Genomic DNA, 3534 nt, shown 5'->3' with positions numbered 1-3534 from the left:
GCTGAGAGGAGTAAAAGAACTTGGACCTTTAGAGGAAAAAAAGAGGTAAGTGATACCGAAACTCATGTATGGAATCGCATGAAAAATAGACATGGCGGATTTTATTATGAAGTTAATCGTAAACATCCGATTGTGCAACAAATGATAAAAGTAAATCCTAATATAGGAGTGTCTCTAAATGCGTTGTTACAACAAATTGAGAAGGGATTGCCACTTAATCAATTATATGTGGATCTGAATAATGATGAGCAAATAACTAACGATAATGAACAGTCAGATGTAGAAATAGTAAAATCACTACAGGAAATAATTACGATGTGTGTTGACAAACAAGAAAAATGTAATCTACTGGATGCTATTTCTTGTATTGAACCGTATTCGGCACATCATGATATAGTAGGAAAAATCAAGGAGGATATTTTGAAGAATGATTAATCCAAATGTTGAACTATTAGAAGATTATATTTTCATAAGTGTTAACAAAATTTATAAGAAATTGCCACCAACAGAAGAAGAATTTCTGGAGGAAGCCACTTCGGTAAGAAATTTAGTGGCACCTAAGTGGCCGGTTTCTGATGTTGAATTTGCTGAGATAATTTCTAGACTCAAGGAATCATTAGAAATCCAGATGGATATTGGGGTATATATTGACGATCGTAATAACGGTCATCAGTCGTGGTTACTTTCAAAGAGAGCTGACTTCGACTTCTTCTTTTGGAATAGATATAAGGAATATCTGGAAAATGAAAAACATTGGAATCCGAGACTTACAACAAATCTTGGAAAAATTTCTGATGAAATATTAGATTTATGTGGTGATCCGTCAGAAGATCATTTTGCAATAAAAGGTCTGGTGATCGGAGATGTGCAGTCAGGGAAAACTGCTAACTACACAGCCATTTGTAATAAAGCAGCGGATACGGGTTATCGAATTATTATTGTTTTGGCTGGTATGCAGGAGAATTTGCGTAAGCAAACACAAGAAAGATTGGATGCCGAATGTACTGGAAGAAAGAGCGAATATTTTCTGGATCCTAAAGGCGGACAGGGTATAAAGAATCAGGCAGTCGGTGTCGGTGTAGGCAATCGTAGAAAAGATAAAAAAATCGTTGCATTTACTTCCGTGACCAAAGATTTTGATAGCGGTATTCTTAGAAATAATAATTTGGGCATCGAAAACGTTAATTGTCCTGTTATTTTAGTGGTGAAGAAGAATAAAAGAATTTTAAATAATTTGATAAAGTGGCTATCAGATAATAACACCCAAAATGCTGCCGGAAAGATTGATCTTCCGCTCATGCTAATTGATGATGAGGCTGATAATGCATCAGTTAATACAAAAGATGAAGATTCTCAGCCTGCAGCAATTAATGACTGTATTAGACGTTTATTGAATCTATTCAGTAAAACTACTTATATAGGTATTACTGCGACTCCTTTTGCAAATATATTTATCGATCCGGAAAAAGACGCTGATCTTTTTCCAGCTGATTTTATCTATGCACTGTCCGCTCCAACTAATTATATTGGGTCTGATAGAATATTTGGAGAGAATTCTGATCGTGATCACATGATTCAGGAGATTGATATAGAGGAGTTAGAAGCGTATTTTCCTTTAAAACATAAAAAAGACTTTGAGGTAGAAGGTTTACCTGAGGATTTATATGAAGCTACATATTATTTCTTGTTATTAAATGCAATTCGTGACTATAGAGGTGACCTTACAGAACATAGGTCTATGATGGTACATATAAGCCTTTATACAAATGTACAAAATCAGATACAAGAATTGCTGAATGTTTGGTTAGATCAGGTGAAATCGGATGTTCGAAATTACGCTAAACTATCAGTTTCTGAAAGTGAGAAAATAAAAAATATAAAAGCGATGCATGTTGTTTGGGACAAATATCATTTGAGTGGGAAAGTTGGAATAGAATGGGAAGACTTGCTAAAAAATTATTTGCACAAGGCGATTTCTCCTATTGAAGTTCGTGCAGTGAATATGAAAACTGGTGCAGCAAGTTTAGATTATTTTAATCATAAGAATGATGGTTTGCGTGTAATTGCTGTAGGTGGAAATAGTATGTCAAGAGGTTTGACCTTAGAGGGCCTTGGCGTAACATATTTTCATCGCAATACGAAGATGTACGATACTTTGTTACAGATGGGACGTTGGTTCGGATATAGAACAAATTATGAAGATGTTGCAAAGGTATGGATGACACCAGAGGCTATCGATTGGTATGGACAAATTACTAGAGCTACAGCTGAACTTAAGGAAGAAATCTCGAAAATGAGAAATTCAAATCAAACTCCTAGAGATTTTGGTCTGAAAGTTCGACAAGATCCTGGTGCATTAATTGTGACTGCGCGAAACAAGATGCGTGAAGCAGCTGATTTGCCATTTCCTGTTACAATGTCTGGTAATTTACTTGAAACACCTAGATTAAAAGCATCAAAAAATATATTGGATTCAAATGAGATTGCATTCAAGAATTTTGTGAATTCGTTGAATAGTATTGGGGACAGATTTTTTGATGAAGAACGTACGAAGGGCCATTATTATTGGAAGAATGTTCCTGGAGATAATGTAGCTCAATTGTTACTGGAATTCGAGACAAATCCATGGCATTTGAGTTTTAATGGTAGAGCACTTGCGGAATTTATAGAGACCCATTATTGGTGCAATGGATGGGATGTAGTTTTAATAAAAACAGGATCAGGTATTCCGTTCAATGAACCGTTGCAGTGTGGGGATGAAATGCTAGTGATTGAAGGGACAGAAAAAAGAAAAATTTTAGCTGATAAAAAAATGGTAAGTGTAAGTGGCACTAAGTTGCGTGTTGGAGCTGGTGGGTGTACAAGAATTGGATTATCCAAAGATGAAATTCAAGATGCAGAAAAAGCATATAGATCTATACCTGGAAATGAGAATAAGAAAAATATTCCGGACAAAGCATATCTGATCGCCAATAGAAATCCGATTTTAATGCTACATATAATACAAGCTGATTATTCAAAGTCCGAGAATAAAGATTTACCTGAATTTTTATTTGCGTTAGGAGTTGGTTTCCCTAAAACTAATGGTTCCACTGAAACTGCAAATTATAAAGTTAATAAAATTGAGTTGAGAAAGTGGGTGGACGTTTATGACAATTATGATAACGAGGAGGATATGGAATGAGTGAGAAAGAAAACGAATTAAGAGAAAAATGGAATACTATTAATTACTATTCTGGTGGAGCATTGAAATTGTCTGTAAATCATCCTCTTGAATGGTATGTTCGATATGCAACGCCAGAGCATAAGTCTGTTGTGATAGTGAGCAAAAAAGCTATAAAAAAATTAGATTCCTCAAAAAGTATCGATGCTGCATGCAATCAGAAGAAGGATGGTAAATATGCAATTTCCTTTACACTGATGGATAAAAAACAGGAAGATGTTTTCATAACAATGGCAGGAGATATTATAGAATATTCCAATGTGGAAAATGACGATGTAGCTTTGCTGAAAGTATTGAGTAGATATAATGCG

1 protein-coding gene and 2 pseudogenes are annotated in these 3534 nt (G+C 35.0%); all 3 read left to right on the top strand.

Annotated features, from left to right (window positions below; translation table 11 throughout):
- Positions 1 to 435 (top strand): annotated as a pseudogene (locus tag RWM19_RS08945) (ATP-binding protein); the annotation flags it as partial.
- Positions 428 to 3184 (top strand): Z1 domain-containing protein, encoded by a 2757-nt coding sequence (locus tag RWM19_RS08940; protein ID WP_313986164.1) that lies wholly within the window; start codon positions 428 to 430, stop codon positions 3182 to 3184. The pseudogene RWM19_RS08945 and the gene RWM19_RS08940, both read left to right, overlap by 8 nt.
- Positions 3181 to 3534 (top strand): annotated as a pseudogene (locus tag RWM19_RS08935) (PD-(D/E)XK motif protein); the annotation flags it as partial. The gene RWM19_RS08940 and the pseudogene RWM19_RS08935, both read left to right, overlap by 4 nt.

The organism is uncultured Solobacterium sp. (assembly GCF_963517755.1).
In the GTDB taxonomy this organism is placed as follows: domain Bacteria; phylum Bacillota_I; class Bacilli_A; order Erysipelotrichales; family Erysipelotrichaceae; genus Bulleidia.
This window is presented reverse-complemented; position numbering and strand designations above follow the sequence as displayed.

What these genes read in the sequence shown, in the direction of transcription:
- RWM19_RS08940 (WP_313986164.1), top strand. Translation starts at nt 428, where the DNA reads ATGATTAATCCAAATGTTGAACTATTAGAAGATTATATTTTCATAAGT.